We start from the raw sequence: 13,026 nt of genomic DNA, 5'->3' as shown, positions 1-13,026 counted from the left end.
CTCGCGAGCAATCCTATGAACGAAAACGCACCAGTCTTGATTGACCGGATCAGCGTCCATCCGAGCGCGTATGTCTTTCCCAACACCTTTCTGGCCGGGACGATCACCATCGGCCCGGAGAGCAGCGTCTGGCCGATGAGCGTGCTTCGCGCCGACACCGTGCCCATCCAGATCGGCGCCTGTTCAAATGTACAGGATGGTTGTATTATCCACGGTGATCCGGGGTTTCCGGTCATTATTGGCGACTACGTGACCCTCGGCCATGGAGCGATTGTGCATGGCGCGATTATCGAGGACGAGGTGTTGATCGGCATTGGCGCCGTGGTGTTGAACGGCGCGCGGATAGGCCGCGGCTCGATTGTGGGCGCGCGCGCTCTGGTAACCGAAGGCATGCAGGTGCCGCCGGGATCGCTGGTGCTGGGCGTGCCGGGAAGCATCCGGCCCCTCAGCGCCGAACAGGCGGCGCGGATCCGCGGGCCTGCTGAACGCTATGTCGAGCGTAAAGAATTGTACCGCCGCCGGGAAGGGTAAGGTACACGCGAAATCCCGGCGCCCCGATGTGCTGATTTGCTCCACCGTCCCACCTGACCGGTCTGTAGAGGTGCAGAGGTGTGGAGGCATGAACGTACGTGTTCAGATTTACCTTAGAGCATGCAGAGGATGAGCTTTTTGCGCGCCTTTGCGCTCCTCCGCGCCCTTTGCGGTGCAAATGCGTTCGGTAATTATGAACGCTATCCTGTGAAGGTGAAAGAACAGCTCTACACCTCCACACCTCTACAGCTCCACTGCGATCTTTGTGGTGGATTGGTACGGCCGCGCTGATGATGGACATCCAACTCAAAGCGCTCACTCCTTCAGTCGCCGCGCTGATCGCCGATCTGGCCGCACTGCCCGCCCCGGCTGACGCGGTGAACATGTACGCCAGCGACGGGCCGCCAGGGAACGGCGCGCGCCGGCGCAATCTGGCCCTGGCGCTGGAGACGGCGCTCGCGCGCCGGCCCGACCTGCTGCTGGTCGGCGAAGCGCCGGGCTACAACGGCGCCCGGCGCACCGGGGTGCCGTTCACCAGCGAGCGCCTGCTGCTGGAGGGACGCTGGCCGCCGGGCCGCCTCGAAGCCGGTCTGGGCCTGGCGCTGGCGGGCGATGATGGGCGCATCAGCGCCGAACCGACGGCGACCATTGTCTGCCGCGAGCTGGCGGCCCTCGGTCTCGCCGCGGCAGGCTGGAACGCCTATCCTCTGCACCCGCACCGTCCCGGCATTGAGCGGAGCAACCGCCCGCCGCGGGCGAGCGAGGTCGCCCTGGGCTTGCCATTCCTGGCTCGTTTCTGCGCCCTGTACTCCGGAGTGCCGATCGTGGCCCTGGGCCGCGTCGCGGCGGAGGCGCTGACAATCCTCGGCGTGCCGCACCGCCGGCTGCGGCACCCTGCCCAGGGCGGCGCGCGGCAGTTCGCCGCCGGGCTGAGAGCGGCGTATAAAGAGGTAGCACCCCGATGCTCCGTACCATCATCGCCACCCGCTATGTGACGCCGCTGCGTGAGGGCGGCTCGTTGCCCGCCCTGGTCGAAGCGGACGACGACGGGTTGTATGTGCTCAAGTTTCGCGGCGCGGGCCAGGGTCCCAAGGCCCTGATCGCCGAATTGCTCGCCGGTGAGCTGGGCCGCGCCCTCGGCCTGCCGGTGCCCGAAATCGTTCTGGCGCACCTCGATCCGACCCTGGGACACAACGAACCCGATAGCGAGATCCAGGATCTCGTCAGGGCCAGTGGAGGGCTGAACCTGGCAATGGATTTTCTGCCCGGCGCCCTGGCCTTCGACGCGCTCAATGCCGCCAGTGTCGCGCCCGATCTGGCAGCGCGCATCGTCTGGTTCGATGCGTTTGTTACCAATGTGGATCGAACGCCTCTGAATACCAATATGCTCCTCTGGCACCGGCAACTCTACTTGATAGATCACGGTGCGACGTTGATCGTTCACCATACCTGGGAAGACTGGCGCCACCGGGCGAGGAGTCGCTTCACGGCGATCAAGAATCACGTGCTGCTTCCCGTGGCGGGCGATCTGCGCGCCGCCGATGCCGCGCTGGCTCCTCGAATCACCCCCGCCCTGGTGGAGCGTCTGGTAGCGGCGGTGCCTGATGCCTGGCTGGCGGGTGACGGCCCCTTCGAGAGCCTGGAAGAGCACCGGGCGGCCTATGTGGAATACCTGCTGACGCGAGTGTCCGCGCCGCGGTTGTTTGTCGAGGAGGCAATCCATGCCCGCGACCAGCGTCTTTGAGTACGCCCTGATGCGCGTGGTGCCTCGCATCGAGCGCGGCGAATACGTTAACGTCGGCGTGGTGCTCCTCTGCCGGCAGCATGGCTTCCTCGAAGCGCGCCTGCGCCTTGACCCGGCCCGCCTCCGCACGCTCGATCCGACCCTGGATCTGGAACTGCTGGAGGTGCAACTGGCGCACATTCCGATAATCTGCGCCGGGGGCCTTGCCGCCGGTCCCATCGGCGCTTTGCCCCACTACGAGCGCTTCCGCTGGCTTACCGCCCCCCGCAGTACCGTGATTCAGCCTTCACCGGTTCACACCGGTCTCTGTACCGATCCGCGCGTGGCCCTCGAACGGATCTTTGTACGCAGTGTCGGTGAAGGAGGCGCTTGATGCGCGGGCTTCGCCGAGGGCGCAGATGCCATGCAATGCCCTGCTGGCCGAGATGATGTTTGTGTGTAACCGAAAACGTGCTTGCTACGGAGAGTGCGCAGGGTTTCACCCTGGCGTTTCTCCCCGTCCTCGGCGGCAACTTTGCACGAACGCCCTGCCCACATAAATAACGGTTGACACTCCTGAGGTCTACGAGTATACTTCCTCGCGTTCGAGCACCTGTGAAACCCTTCTACGTAACGTCGGACCGATACCCCCTTGCCGCCTGGGAGGATCTGGCAGGTCCCGCGTCTCCCAGGAAAATACTCTGTCCTGCTCGTGCAGTCACAGGGGGTCCAGCATTTCCTAAGGCCTGGGAATGGACGGCAGTCATCCACGTCAACGGCGTAGCGGATCGCCCGCAATCGTGGCCAGTTCCACCGGTCTTATGCGCGCCGGCTGAAACGCCTGAGCGCCAGACGGTTGTTGTTCCCGGTGGGGCCTGGCCCACCGGGTTTTTGTTCATCTGGTCCGTGAGGTAAGGTGGCGCTGCCGCGAGGGTTATACGATTTTGGAATTTAGATTTTGGATTTTGGATTGCAAAATATGGCGTCCCGATGAGACCTGGCGACGGTAGGCATGCAGTCCGGGCAATAGGCGTTGGTGTCAGGACGGCCAGCGCCTCGCGTGTCTGACGCATCCGCTGCGGGCGATGGCCAGGACAGTCGCAGGCGTAGAGGGAGCGGAACATGACCACGGTTCCAACGACCAGTGTAGAGACCATTCGCCACCTGATCGCTTCCCAACGGTGGGCCAAGGTGCGCGCGGCGCTGCAGGTCTGGCCCGAATAGGGGGAGGGTGAGGAGTGACGCCTCAACACGCTTATCTCAAGCACACTATTTCTGGAGAAGGGCATGGCTGCAACTCGCAGGGTTTTTACTCCTATCCCATCTCCCCGACCCCGTATCACGGGCGCTGACCTCGCGATCCTGCTGATCATCGCCAGTCTGCTTGCCCTGGCAGTGTGGCTGGCGCGGACCGCTCCCGCCGCGGTGCGCGGCCCGGAGATCAGCCTGTCGCCCACTGCGCTGCCCTACTACGCGATGCTTTCGGTGGGGCGCATGGCCGCGGCCTATACCCTCTCGCTGCTCTTTACGCTGTCCTACGGCTACATTGCCGCGTACAATCCCCGGGCCGAACGCTGGATGCTGCCGCTGCTCGATGTGCTGCAGAGCGTGCCCATTCTTTCCTTTCTTCCGGTCGTGCTGCTCAGCCTCAGCGCCGTGCTGCCCGAACGGGTCGCTGTGGAGCTTGCGGCGATTGTGCTGATCTTCACCAGCCAGGCCTGGAACATGACCTTTGCCTGGTACCAGTCTCTCACCACCGTGCCCGGCGAACTGCGCGAAGCCAGCGCGATTTTTCGCTTTTCCCCCTGGCGCCGCTTTACCACCACCGAACTGCCCTTCGGCGCCCTGAGCCTGATCTGGAACAGTATGATGAGCTGGGCTGGCGGGTGGTTCTTCCTCATGGCCGCCGAGATCTTTACCCTGGGCGACCGCGACTTTCGCCTGGCCGGCCTGGGGGCCTATCTGCAAACCGCTGCCGATGCCGGCGACATCGCCGCCATTGGCTGGGGCCTGCTGACCCTGGTGGTAGTGATCGTGGCGCTCGACCAACTGGTCTGGCGGCCGTTGCTGGCCTGGGCCGACCGCTTCAAGCTCGAGCAGGTGGAGAGCGATGAGCCGACCTATTCGTGGTTCTACGAACTGCTGCAGCGGGCGGCCTTCCCGCAACTGATCGGGCGCCTGTGGGAGCCGGTCAATGCCGCCCTCGACCGCACGCTGAGCCGCAATCCCGCGCCTGTAAGCACCGCCAACCCCGCCGCCCCGAAACGCTCGCTCCTCACCTGGCTGCTCATCGCAGTTGTCCTGGCGCTGGCGCTGGGCGGCGCGTTCCTGGGCGGGCGGCTGCTGCTCCAGGTGCCGCCTGCCCAGTGGCTCAGCATTGTCCTGGGAGTCGGCGCAACCATGCTGCGCGTGTCGGCTGCCCTGATCATTGCCTTGCTCTGGACGGTGCCGGTCGGCGTGTACATCGGCACCCATCCACGGGCAGCGGCGGTGTTGCAGCCGCTGGTGCAGATTATCGCTTCGATCCCCGCCACGGCCCTCTTCCCGGTGCTGGTGCTGGCTCTGCTCGCCGCTCCCGGCGGGCTGAACCTGGCCGCGGTGCTGCTGATGCTCCTCGGTACCCAGTGGTACCTGCTTTTCAACGTCATCGCCGGCGCCGCCGCTCTGCCCCTGGATCTGCGCTACACCAGCGACCTGCTGCAACTCTCGGGCTGGATGCGCTGGCGCGTCCTGATCCTGCCCGCCCTCTTTCCGTACCTGATCACCGGCATGATCACCGCCAGCGGCGGCGCCTGGAACGCCAGCATCGTCGCCGAGTACGTGGTGTTCGGCGGCGAGACCTACACGACCCTGGGGGTGGGCTCGCAGATCACCTCCGCCACTGCCACTGGCGACTACCCGGGCCTGCTGGCGGCCACCCTGGCTATGGTACTGACTGTAGTAGCCATCAACCGCCTGGTCTGGCGACGACTCTACCGGCTGGCCGAGACGACCTATCGCATGGATTGACGTACAAGGAGCGAGGAATGACCGCCTCTCGAAACCCGGCGCTGGTTGAAGTGCGTGGCGTGGCCCAGCGCTACGGGCGCGGCGACAAACGCTTTACCGCTGTGGAAAACATTAACCTGAGCATCCGCGAAGGCGAGTTCGTGGCCCTCCTCGGTCCCTCGGGCTGTGGCAAGAGCACCCTGCTGCGGATCATCACCGGCTTGAACGAGCCAAGCGAGGGTACGGTTCTCTACCGTGGCCAGCCCCTCCGCGGGGTTAACCCCAGAGCTACCATCGTCTTCCAGACCTTCGCCCTGTTCCCCTGGCTGACGGTCGAAGAAAACGTGGCTGTGGCCCTGCAGGCGCGCGGCGTGGCCCCCGAACCGGCCCGCGCCCGCGCCATCGAATTGATCGATCTGGTCGGTCTCGACGGCTTCGAGCAAGCCTATCCGCGCGAGCTGTCCGGCGGCATGCGCCAGAAAGTCGGCATCGCTCGCGCCCTCGCCGTGGACCCGGAACTGCTCTGTCTCGACGAGCCGTTCAGCGCCCTCGATGTGTTGAGCGCCGAGACCCTGCGCGGCGAGGTGCTGGAACTGTGGACCGGCGGCCAGTTGCAGATCCGCGCAGTACTGATGGTCAGCCACAACATCGAAGAAGCGGTCTTTATGGCCGACCGGATCGTGGTGATGGACAAGGGGCCGGGCCGTATCGTGGCCGAGGTGACGGTGAATATGCCCCATCCCCGCGACCGCAAATCCGACGCCTTTGTCGCCCTGGTCAACCGCGTCTATGCCCTGCTGATGGGCCAGACCCAGCCGGAAGAGGTCGAGTTCGGCACCGAGCCGGGACAGGCCGGCAAGACCCGCGCGCTGCCTATGGCCACGGTGACGGCGCTGGCCGGCCTGCTCGAGCACACCAACGCCACCCCCTACGAGCGCGACGAAATCGCCCAGTTGCGCGAGGATCTGGGCCTGGATCTCGACCATCTGCTGCCGCTGGTGGAAGCAGCCGAATTGCTGGGCTTCGCGCGGGTCGAGGGCGGGGCGCTCATCCTCACGCCGCTGGGTGAGGCCTTCGCCGAGGCCAGCATCCTGGCGCGCAAAGAGATCTTCGCCACGCGCCTGCGGCGCCTGCCCTTCTTCCGCTGGATGCTGCGCATGCTCCAGGCCGCGGGCGACCAGGCGCTGCGCTGGGAGGTGCTGCTTACCGCCCTGGAGCGCGACTTCCCGCCCGAAGAGGCCGAACGGCAACTGGACATCGCCAGCGAGTGGGGGCGCTACGCCGAACTTTTTGCCTACGACGACACCGAGGGGGTCTTCTTCCTGGAGGGTCGCGAGGCGGCGACACCGGCTGCTGCGGGGGAGCGGTAGGTGGTTGTGTGGAGGTGTGGACGTGTGGAGGTGTGGAGAAACGGCAAAGCCGGATGCGCCTGACGATCCGGGTTTCACCTCCACAGCTCTACATCTCTACACCTCCACAAGCTGAAGCGCCCCGATCCGCAACACGCTTTAACCATGGATCTCCACCGGAGCTATGCGCCGTCCCCAGCGGCCCGGCTGCGGCTCGAAGCGCCCCGGAAGCGCGGCCCCGCACTGCTTGCAGCGGCCCTGCCGGTCGAGGTTCCAGCGGCCAGGACGGTACCAGTCGCGCTCGATGAGCAGCGCGCCACACGTGGCGCAGTACGTCGCTTCTCCGGCGGGATTGCGGACGTTCCCGGTGTAGACGTAGCGCAACCCCGCGGCCAGGGCCTGTTCACGCGCCCGGATCAGCGTGGCCGCGGGGGTGGGCGGCACATCGCGCATGCGGTAGTCGGGATGGAATGCGCTGAAGTGCAGCGGCACATCCGGCCCCAGGTTCTCGACAAACCACTCGCACAGCCGGGCCACCTGATCGGGAGCGTCATTATAGCCAGGGATAAGCAAATTGGTTACTTCAAGCCAGACCGCGGTCTCATGACGGATGTAGCGCAGCGTATCGAGGACCGGCGCCAGGTGAGCCAGGCAGATCTTGCGGTAGAAGTCTTCGTCAAAGGCCTTGAGATCAATGTTGGCGGCGTCCATGGAGGCGAAGAACGCTTCGCGGGCCGCGGGACTGATGTAGCCGGCCGACACCGCCACCGTGCGCAGGCCGCGGGCGCGGGCCGCTTCAGCGCAATCAATGGCGTACTCGGCGAAAATCACCGGGTCATTGTAGGTGAAGGCCACGCTGTGGCACCCGGCGGCCACCGCGGCATCGGCCACGGCTCCAGGAGAGGCCCGGGCGCTGAGCCAATCCGGCGAGCGGGCCTTCGAGATGTTCCAGTTCTGGCAGAAGCGGCAACCCAGGTTGCAGCCGACAGTGCCAAACGAGAGCACGGCGGTGCCGGGGTAAAAATGATAGAGCGGCTTCTTCTCGATCGGGTCAACACAGAACCCCGAGGCGCGCCCGTAGCTCGTGAGGGCGATGCCACCATTGCGGGCCTGGCGCACGAAGCAAAAGCCCCGCTGCCCCTCCCGCAGGGCGCAGCCCCGAGGGCACAGGTCGCACCGCACGCGCCCATCGTCCAGGCGATGCCACCACTCGCCGACAATCACGCCTGGCTCAAGAAACGTTCGTTCCGGCATCGTATGGCCCCTCACGCCTGGGAAACCGTTCTTCTTTACCACTCAGGCGCGGCCAGTTCGCGCAACTGGCGGGCGAAGTCGGCCACCCTGGGCTGCGCCAGGCGCGCGAAGTCGGCGTAGGCCATCCCGATCGTCTCAGTATGCGTGCCGGCCTGGAAGATGATGCGCTCCTGGGCCGTCAGTTCTGGAGCGACGTAGACCGGAACGCCATACAGGTTCCCGAAGGGCGGCATCGCGCCAACCTGACAATCGGGGAAGATCTGGGCAAGCTCCCGTTCCTCGGCCAGACGCAGATCATAGACCCCCAGCGCTGCGCTGAGCAACTCCATATCAACATGGTGCGTCGCGGGCAACACCAACATGATCGGCGACTCGTTAGCCATCACAATGACCACCTTGGCCATCATGAACTCGGGCAGGTGCTCGCTGGCGGCGACCTCCCGGGCGGTGAAGGCCAGCGGGTGCTGCTGGAGCACAAAATCAACCTGCTGGTCGCGCAAATACGCGGTAAGCTTATCGAGGCATGCCATGACGCCACCTCCAGTGCTACAGGCGCGGGTACGCACTATCACTACCGGCCCTGGGCCGGAGCACAACCAGCACACGGCACAACGCGGGGCGGGCATGGAAGAAACACAACATCGCGGGAAGCAGCGCCGCGGCCCGCGTAGCATAAGTATACGTTCCCGAGCCGCGTTTGTGCGCGAAGAAGACTTCACGCCGAGAGAAGGTCGGGCTACGCTTGCCGCAGGGGGAACGGAGTTAGGGCAACCCCTGCGTGGCGACAGGGCCCTTCCTGAGCAACCCTTGTTTCTCCCACAAACGGAGAAGGCGCGGGAGAGCGAAGCTCTCCCACATCAGGACTTTGCCATCACTTCTTGAGCGGCTGCCCGGTGTAGGGGTCATACTGCCACTCGCCGGTCGGATCGATGCTGGTCTGCTGGGAGGCAGGCGCGTTCGCGGGCCCCTGCGTGCCTTCCAGGGGCATGATGATCCACAGAATGACGTAGATGAGCGGGCTGAGGCCGCTCAGCACCGCCAGTACAAACACCAGCCGGACGATGGTGGCGTCAATGCCGAAGTAGCGGGCCAGGCCGCCGCATACGCCGCCGAGGATGCGATCGCTCTTGCTGCGCGCCAGTCGATTCGCCATAGAGGTTCTCCTTCTGGTCTATGGGCCGCGTCTGGCGGCCCTGGTTGTTTTCCTGCCCATAAGACGACCGACGCACGGGATTGTTGCGGGATGCCCGCCGCAGCTTTCACAGGAGTCCCACGCCGTCTTCACATCCGGTTCACAGGCGCCGGCTAGACTGAGGGCGTCGGTCCGCCTGGACGGACGACCCGCGCGCGAAGTCAGCGCGCGGCAGGAGAATATGTACAGGAGGTCAAGGTCTATGCGAGGTATGCTACGCTCGGCGCTCACCCGTCTCGGTCTCATCACGGTCCTGGCCCTCACCCTTCTCGTGGCCATTCCCTTTGTCGTTCAGGCTGCGCCCGCGCCGACCGGCTCCCCGGTCGCGGCGCAGCAGGAGTTCTCCCGCCGCGGCGGCGGGCTGGCTGCGGCGCTGATCCGCGCCACCAGCGATCTGACCGGCCTGACCGGCGAGCAAGTACTCAGCGAACTGCGCGCCGGTAAGAGCCTGGCCCAGATCGCCGCCGCCAACGGCAGCAGCGGCGACGCCGTGGTCCAGGCGGTTGTGACGAAGGTCAAAGAGCGCCTGGATCGCCTGGTGGCCGAGGGGCGCCTGACCCGGCAGCAGGCTGACCAGCGTCTGGCCAGCGTGACCGCTCAGGCGACTGAGATGGTTAACGACACGACACTGGGCCAGAAGATTGACACCCGCATCGGGAACCGCCAGGAGCGGGCAGTTATGGCGGCTCTGGTGCAAGCCGCCAGTGAGGCGACCAGGCTGAGCGTGAGCGACATCGTCGCGCGTCTACGCAATGGCGAGAGCCTGGAGCAGATCGTGCGCTCGGCCGGCGGTGATCCGGCAGCGGTGATCAATGCCGCCACGGCAGCCTTTCGCGCTGCCGCCGAGAGCGCGATGACCGCCACACGCCAGGCCCCCTGAGAAGGATGTCCTGGGAGGACGAAGCCCTCCCGGACCCTCCTGCGGAACGCGGGGAACCCGCGGGTTCTCCGTGTTCATAGGTTATGACCCTGAAGGGCCTGGCCCTGCCGGAGCAGGGGCGCGGGAAACCGGGCGTCCCTGTTTTCACGTTGACACATACATTTACAGCCTCTAGCATTTCATGCCATCAAAGAGACATGAAACCAGAAAATGTGTTACAATACCGTCAGTGTTCTGACCAGCAGATGAGGAACCGCGATGGCCAGCGTGGAGCCGCCCGCACCCGCGACCCCCGACGGCGCGAATGCGGGGTCCGAGCCCTCGGTGCGCTTGCGACGCGAGGCGTTTCTGGAGGCGCTTGACGGACTGTGGGCCAGCCCGGATTTGCCCGCCCTGCATGCGGCGCTGGGCGCCCTGTGCGCAGATGTGGCGCCCGGAGGCTGTCTGCGAGCCGCCGACCATGAGGAGGCGGTGGTCTTTCCCGAAGCCTTGCTCCGCTCCGAGCTGGCGCAGATCGGCGCGGCCCTGACCCTGGAACGCGCCCGTTACTACGCCGCACGGCTATGCAAGGCGGCCCGCGGCGCGCGCATGGCGGCAATCAATGAAATTGACCTGAACCGCTGGAAGTCATACGGCGATATTTTCACCGATAGTCTCTGGCTCATTGAACGCCGCGATGGCAGCGGCGTGCACCGCGCGGATTACTGGGGCAATTTCGTTCCACAGATTCCCAACCAGTTGATGCGTCGCTACACGCGCCGTGGGGAGTGGGTGCTTGACCCGTTCGTCGGCGCCGGCACCACCCTGATCGAGGGGCAGCGCCTTGGGCGGCACGTGCTGGGGGTCGAGTTGCAGCCTGCCCTGGTCGAACGGGCGCGCAGGCTGGTGGCCGCCGAGCCGAACCCCTTCGCGGTGGCGCTGCCGGTTATTCCGGGCGACAGCGCTACGCTCGATTTTCGCGCCCTGCTGGCCGAGCACGGGGCCGCCTCCGCCCAGCTTGCCATTCTGCATCCGCCCTATCACGATATTATCCGCTTCAGCGAGGATCCGCGCGATCTCTCCAACGCTCCTTCCCTCGATATCTTCCTGAGCCTGCTGGGGCGAGTGGTGGAGGGGGTTGCCGCCGCGCTTGACCGGGGGCGCTACCTGGCGCTGGTGATCGGCGACAAGTACGCTCGCGGCGAATGGGTGCCCCTGGGCTTCCTGGCGATGCAGGCCGTGCAGCAGCGCGGCTTCGCTCTTAAGAGCATCGTGGTCAAGGACATCCACGGCACTGCAGGCAAGCGGGCGCAGCAGGAGCTGTGGCGTTACCGCGCCCTTGTCGGCGGCTTCTACGTCTTTCGCCACGAGTATGTGTTCGTGTTTCGCAAGCGCTAGGGCCGAAGGATTGGCTGCACCAATCCTTCGGCCCTGCCGCGCGACACGTCCTGGGTCGGGACCAGACGGTTTCTTCCGATATTGGCGCAGCCAATCCTTCGGCCCTGCCGCGCGACGGCGCCCTCAGGTCCCATCAGGCGTCCGCATCGGGGAAGGCGGCGCTGACCAGGGCGGGCAGCAGTTCGCCGGAACGGGCGTGGACGTACATGCGGCGCTCCTCGACGGCGCTGGTCACATCGAGGTTGATCACCGCCACCGTCGCGCCGCTGGCGTAGGCCGCGCGCGGCAGCGAGGCGGCCGGCTCCACCAGCCCTGAGGTGCCAATCGAGAGAAACAGGTCGCAGGTGGTGGCGGCGCGCCATGCCTGCTCCAGGGCCTCCGGCGGCAACATTTCCCCGAACCAGACCACGTCGGGACGGAGGGGCGCGCCGCAGGCCGGGCACGGCGGCGGCGGATCGGCCACCTCGGGCCAGGTGGTGTAGACCGTGCCATCCCTCGAACAACGCACCCGTAGCAGGTTGCCGTGCAGTTCGATCACCGATGCGCTCCCCGCCCGCTGGTGCAGCCCGTCAACGTTCTGGGTGATCAGGGTGAAGCGCGGCGCCAACCGCTCCAGCCGCGCCAGGGCCAGGTGTCCGGGGTTCGGGGCCGCCGCGCTGACCAGTTGCCGCCGCCAGGCATACCATTCCCAGACCAGGCGCGGGTTGCGGCGAAAGGCCTCGGGCGTCGCCAGTTCCTCGGGGTTATAGCGCGCCCAGAGGCCGGTCCGCGCGTCGCGGAAGGTGGGGATGCCGCTCTCGGCGCTCACCCCTGCCCCGGTGAGCGCCACAACGTACCGCGCCTGACGCAGCGCCGCGACCAGTTCCGGGGGAAGAGCATCAGCAGTCGTCATGGCATGGCTCCCGGCTCGCCCAACTCTGTCAGAATCTCTTCTACTCAGAATGCCACATCATCCAGTTCAACTCTGACTATCTCCCACACCACATCCAGGCTGACTCCAAAATAGTGATGGATGAGCCTGTCCCGAACTCGGGCCTTGCTTTTCCAGGGAATGGATGGGCGCTTCTCGCGAACCTCAACCGATACGCTCTTCGTCGCTTCACCGATGATTTCCACGTTGCGCACTACTGTGTCTATGACGGCTTAAACACCAGTTCAAACCGGCGGGTGTAGGCATCGAGGAAGTGCACGTGCCAGATGCCACAGGTGGGGGCGGGGTTGCCGCCGCTGTACACGTGCCGGCTGAGGTCAATCTTGTCGTTGCTCAGTTCCAGCAGCGCGGCGCGAATCGGCGAGCCGTGCGTGACGATCCCGATGCGCGCATAGGGCGAGTCTTCGGCGGCGCTGAGCAACTCGCGGACGCGCTGGCGCACCTGCGCAAAGGATTCGCCCGGCGCATGCTCCTGCACCAGCGCGGTGAACGTCACCGGCAGGCCCAGACGCTCCGCCAGCACCTCGGCCGTCTGGCTGGTGCGGACAAATGGCGAAGCAAACAGATGCTCTAGCTCCCGGCTTGCCAGAAACTCGGCTGCCCTGATGGCCTCGTTGCGCCCGTGCTCCGAGAGTGCCGGACCGGGAGGGGTATGGTAGGGAATGCGCGGATCGTGAACCGGCTGACCATGGCGGATCAAAAACAGATCGCTGAGCACGTAACGCTCCTTGTAAATGGCTCATCGCGCCGGCAGGGTACCACACGGCCCGCCGTCCTGTCAACGGTTTGACGCGCCGTAGC

General features: G+C 65.6%; 14 protein-coding genes. 8 read left to right on the top strand and 6 right to left on the bottom strand.

Annotation, left to right across the window (positions count from 1 at the left end; all coding sequences use genetic code 11):
* Nucleotides 1-15: 15 nt before the first annotated feature.
* From NZU74_13435 to NZU74_13410, 6 genes are all read left to right on the top strand, one after another.
* Nucleotides 16-531, top strand: coding sequence for a gamma carbonic anhydrase family protein (locus NZU74_13435; GenBank protein MCS6882329.1), 516 nt, complete (start codon nucleotides 16-18; stop codon nucleotides 529-531).
* Nucleotides 532-821: 290 nt separating this feature from the next.
* The gene (locus tag NZU74_13430; GenBank protein MCS6882328.1) at nucleotides 822-1,526 is read left to right on the top strand and encodes a uracil-DNA glycosylase; all 705 of its coding nucleotides are present in this window, start codon (nucleotides 822-824) and stop codon (nucleotides 1,524-1,526) included.
* Nucleotides 1,493-2,275, top strand: coding sequence for an aminotransferase class I and II (locus NZU74_13425; GenBank protein MCS6882327.1), 783 nt, complete (start codon nucleotides 1,493-1,495; stop codon nucleotides 2,273-2,275). The genes NZU74_13430 and NZU74_13425 overlap by 34 nt, the downstream gene beginning before the upstream one ends.
* A complete protein-coding gene (locus NZU74_13420) occupies nucleotides 2,253-2,648 on the top strand; it encodes a DUF3037 domain-containing protein (protein MCS6882326.1) in 396 nt (131 codons plus the stop codon). Before NZU74_13425 ends, NZU74_13420 begins: the two co-directional genes overlap by 23 nt.
* Before the next feature lie 893 nt (nucleotides 2,649-3,541).
* A complete protein-coding gene (locus tag NZU74_13415) occupies nucleotides 3,542-5,263 on the top strand; it encodes an ABC transporter permease subunit (GenBank protein ID MCS6882325.1) in 1,722 nt (573 codons plus the stop codon).
* Between the two features lie 17 nt (nucleotides 5,264-5,280).
* Nucleotides 5,281-6,612 (top strand): nitrate/sulfonate/bicarbonate ABC transporter ATP-binding protein, encoded by a 1,332-nt coding sequence (locus NZU74_13410; protein MCS6882324.1) that lies wholly within the window; start codon nucleotides 5,281-5,283, stop codon nucleotides 6,610-6,612.
* 138 nt (nucleotides 6,613-6,750) lie between these two features.
* Here NZU74_13410 and amrS read toward each other — a convergent pair whose 3' ends face one another.
* The 3 genes from amrS to NZU74_13395 form a co-directional block, all read right to left on the bottom strand.
* Complete coding sequence (gene amrS, locus NZU74_13405; protein MCS6882323.1) at nucleotides 6,751-7,845, bottom strand: AmmeMemoRadiSam system radical SAM enzyme; 1,095 nt, start codon at nucleotides 7,843-7,845, stop codon at nucleotides 6,751-6,753.
* Between the two features lie 35 nt (nucleotides 7,846-7,880).
* Nucleotides 7,881-8,375, bottom strand: a complete 495-nt coding sequence (locus NZU74_13400; GenBank protein ID MCS6882322.1) for a YbaK/EbsC family protein — start codon at nucleotides 8,373-8,375, stop codon at nucleotides 7,881-7,883.
* A gap of 341 nt (nucleotides 8,376-8,716) precedes the next feature.
* The gene (locus NZU74_13395; GenBank protein MCS6882321.1) at nucleotides 8,717-8,998 is read right to left on the bottom strand and encodes a PspC domain-containing protein; all 282 of its coding nucleotides are present in this window, start codon (nucleotides 8,996-8,998) and stop codon (nucleotides 8,717-8,719) included.
* 241 nt (nucleotides 8,999-9,239) lie between these two features.
* Between NZU74_13395 and NZU74_13390 the strand changes: the two genes are divergently transcribed.
* On the top strand, nucleotides 9,240-9,917 hold the full coding sequence (locus NZU74_13390; GenBank protein MCS6882320.1) for a hypothetical protein: 678 nt from the start codon (nucleotides 9,240-9,242) through the stop codon (nucleotides 9,915-9,917).
* A 258-nt stretch (nucleotides 9,918-10,175) separates the two neighbouring features.
* On the top strand, nucleotides 10,176-11,294 hold the full coding sequence (locus tag NZU74_13385; GenBank protein MCS6882319.1) for a site-specific DNA-methyltransferase: 1,119 nt from the start codon (nucleotides 10,176-10,178) through the stop codon (nucleotides 11,292-11,294).
* Nucleotides 11,295-11,427: 133 nt separating this feature from the next.
* Here NZU74_13385 and NZU74_13380 read toward each other — a convergent pair whose 3' ends face one another.
* Genes NZU74_13380 through NZU74_13370 form a run of 3 tightly spaced genes read right to left on the bottom strand, consistent with a single transcriptional unit; the run spans nucleotide 11,428 to nucleotide 12,943 of the window.
* Nucleotides 11,428-12,186 carry an NAD-dependent deacylase gene (locus tag NZU74_13380; protein MCS6882318.1) on the bottom strand — a complete coding sequence of 253 codons (759 nt, stop codon included), beginning with the start codon at nucleotides 12,184-12,186 and terminating at the stop codon, nucleotides 11,428-11,430.
* A 44-nt stretch (nucleotides 12,187-12,230) separates the two neighbouring features.
* The gene (locus NZU74_13375) at nucleotides 12,231-12,419 is read right to left on the bottom strand and encodes a DUF86 domain-containing protein (GenBank protein MCS6882317.1); all 189 of its coding nucleotides are present in this window, start codon (nucleotides 12,417-12,419) and stop codon (nucleotides 12,231-12,233) included.
* A gap of 8 nt (nucleotides 12,420-12,427) precedes the next feature.
* Nucleotides 12,428-12,943, bottom strand: a complete 516-nt coding sequence (locus NZU74_13370) for a histidine phosphatase family protein (protein MCS6882316.1) — start codon at nucleotides 12,941-12,943, stop codon at nucleotides 12,428-12,430.
* Between the last annotated feature and the right edge of the window lie 83 nt (nucleotides 12,944-13,026).

Source organism: Chloroflexaceae bacterium (assembly GCA_025057155.1).
In the GTDB taxonomy this organism is placed as follows: domain Bacteria; phylum Chloroflexota; class Chloroflexia; order Chloroflexales; family Chloroflexaceae; genus JACAEO01.
The sequence above is the reverse complement of the archived record's forward strand: the minus strand, read 5'-3'. Positions and strand labels throughout refer to the sequence as shown.

What these genes read in the sequence shown, in the direction of transcription:
- NZU74_13435 (MCS6882329.1), top strand. Translation starts at nt 16, where the DNA reads ATGAACGAAAACGCACCAGTCTTGATTGACCGGATCAGCGTCCATCCG.
- NZU74_13430 (MCS6882328.1), top strand. Translation starts at nt 822, where the DNA reads ATGATGGACATCCAACTCAAAGCGCTCACTCCTTCAGTCGCCGCGCTG.
- NZU74_13425 (MCS6882327.1), top strand. Translation starts at nt 1,493, where the DNA reads ATGCTCCGTACCATCATCGCCACCCGCTATGTGACGCCGCTGCGTGAG.
- NZU74_13420 (MCS6882326.1), top strand. Translation starts at nt 2,253, where the DNA reads ATGCCCGCGACCAGCGTCTTTGAGTACGCCCTGATGCGCGTGGTGCCT.
- NZU74_13415 (MCS6882325.1), top strand. Translation starts at nt 3,542, where the DNA reads ATGGCTGCAACTCGCAGGGTTTTTACTCCTATCCCATCTCCCCGACCC.
- NZU74_13410 (MCS6882324.1), top strand. Translation starts at nt 5,281, where the DNA reads ATGACCGCCTCTCGAAACCCGGCGCTGGTTGAAGTGCGTGGCGTGGCC.
- amrS (MCS6882323.1), bottom strand. Translation starts at nt 7,845, where the DNA reads ATGCCGGAACGAACGTTTCTTGAGCCAGGCGTGATTGTCGGCGAGTGG.
- NZU74_13400 (MCS6882322.1), bottom strand. Translation starts at nt 8,375, where the DNA reads ATGGCATGCCTCGATAAGCTTACCGCGTATTTGCGCGACCAGCAGGTT.
- NZU74_13395 (MCS6882321.1), bottom strand. Translation starts at nt 8,998, where the DNA reads ATGGCGAATCGACTGGCGCGCAGCAAGAGCGATCGCATCCTCGGCGGC.
- NZU74_13390 (MCS6882320.1), top strand. Translation starts at nt 9,240, where the DNA reads ATGCGAGGTATGCTACGCTCGGCGCTCACCCGTCTCGGTCTCATCACG.
- NZU74_13385 (MCS6882319.1), top strand. Translation starts at nt 10,176, where the DNA reads ATGGCCAGCGTGGAGCCGCCCGCACCCGCGACCCCCGACGGCGCGAAT.
- NZU74_13380 (MCS6882318.1), bottom strand. Translation starts at nt 12,186, where the DNA reads ATGACGACTGCTGATGCTCTTCCCCCGGAACTGGTCGCGGCGCTGCGT.